Here is a 1,935-nt window from a genome sequence, read left to right on the forward strand (position 1 = left end):
CTATATTCGTTACAATGGTTATGGGAAGTTTTTCAAAAGGTTAAGAAAAGCTTACGGGGGTTTTTGAAATCAAAAAGTAGTAGGGGACGATAAAATGAAACATACACACAAAATCATATTGGCTGTCACTTCTGTATGCACTGTTATTATTCTAGGTGTAAGTATCTTTTTTGTTACACAAGCAGTAACAAACAATAAATTAGAAAACACTAGTCAAACAACTCAACACTCAAGCAGCAGCTCAAAACCTGTTGAAGATAAACAAACGACGAAACAGCTTGATCAAGCAAAACAGCTTGCTGCAAGTTATCATTATGATGAAGCCATCGCCTTACTTGAAAAAGACGACGCCAAAGAAGCGCAACAATTGTTAGCAACTTTGAAAAAAGAAAAAGAATCCTTGGTAAAATGGGAAGACCCGACCAAAATCTCACACGTCTTCTTTCATAGTCTGATTGTTGATCCAGCTAAGGCTTTTCATACCCAGCAAGCACAAGGGTATAAAGATTATATGGTCACTATTTCCGAATTCAATAAAACCATTGATCAGTTATATAAAAATAACTATGTTCTTGTTAATCTAAATGGATTAGTCAAAAAAGGAACAGATGGAAAACTGACCTTTACAGGTGTTTCTCTTCCAGAAGGAAAGAAACCGTTAATTCTTTCGCAAGACGATGTCAGCTATTATGAATACATGGACAATTCAGGATTTCCAAGTAAGTTGATTGTCGATAAACAGAACCAAATCAAGAATATTTATATCGACAATAAGAAGGAAACTGTTGGTGACTATGATATGGTTCCATTGATCGATTCATTCATTAAAAAACATCCCGATTTTTCTTATCAAGGCGCCAAAGGAACATTAGCTTTAACAGGCTATAATGGTGTATTAGGTTACCGTACATCAAAATCAGAATATGGTGATAACGAAAAAACAAACAAAGAAATCGAAGCAGCCAAAAAAGTTGCTGATCAATTAAAGAAAGATGGTTGGAGTTTTGCTTCTCATACTTGGGGACACTTGAATATGACACAAGCTTCTTTAGCCGATATCCAACAAGATAATGAACGTTGGCAAAATGAAGTTGCACCTATTTTAGGCAAAACAAATATTTTGATCTACCCATTTGGCGCTGACATCAGCGATTGGCAACCTTATTCTGAAGCAAATCAAAAATTTGCTTACTTGAAACAACAAGGATTTGATATCTTCTGCAATGTCGATGCCTCAACTCCTGCATGGGGACAACTAGGAACTGACTACTACCGTAACGCCAGAATCAATATTGACGGTATCCGTTTCGAAGCTGACCTAAAAGGAGAAAATCCAATACTTGATCAATTTATCAACGTCAAAGAAGTGTATGACCAAAAAGATCGAGGATAGAGGTTGTGAAAGAAGCGTCCAGCTCCGCCGACAATAAGTAGGAATTAACTATCTAGGAACGCATACCATGCGTAAAACAGGCGCTTATAAGGTCTATACGCAGTCAAACTATAATATTGGTTTAGTGATGCATTTATTAAACCATTCAAGTGAAGCCATGACCTTAACGTATCTTGGATTAGATCAAGCTAGTCGAGAAACGATGTTAGACCAAATTGATTTTGGGTAATGAATGTTTAGAACTTAGTAGTCGTCCAAAAACGACTACTTTTTTTGTTGAATCGTCCTTGGACGATTCGATGCTTTTGACTTGTAAGAACAGAATTGAATGAAGCCATACTGTTCGCATATTTTTAGTGGATGAACAAACAAAATACGAGAGATTTTTTGTTCGTTCATCCATGGTTTTAGAAAAAAGAGGGACGATTTCGGAAGAAGAAAATCGTCCTTTTTTTTCTTCTTTTTGTATGACAAAAAGAAAGATCTTTTGCCCATTTTATTTTTATAAAATGGGTAGGTGGCGTTTGCGTAAAGCAAATCGA

At 36.0% G+C, this 1,935-nt stretch carries 2 protein-coding genes; both read left to right on the forward strand.

Annotated features, from left to right (window positions below):
• Positions 1 to 94: 94 nt before the first annotated feature.
• Positions 95 to 1,393, forward strand: a complete 1,299-nt coding sequence (locus tag ABT232_RS38350; RefSeq protein WP_014017385.1) for a polysaccharide deacetylase family protein — start codon at positions 95 to 97, stop codon at positions 1,391 to 1,393.
• Between the two features lie 356 nt (positions 1,394 to 1,749).
• Positions 1,750 to 1,935, forward strand: a 186-nt coding sequence (locus tag ABT232_RS38355) for a hypothetical protein (RefSeq protein WP_351849432.1), incomplete at its 3' end; no start/stop codon positions are given.

Source organism: Streptomyces sp. NPDC001532 (genome assembly GCF_040298625.1).
Classification (GTDB): Bacteria; Actinomycetota; Actinomycetes; order Streptomycetales; family Streptomycetaceae; genus Streptomyces.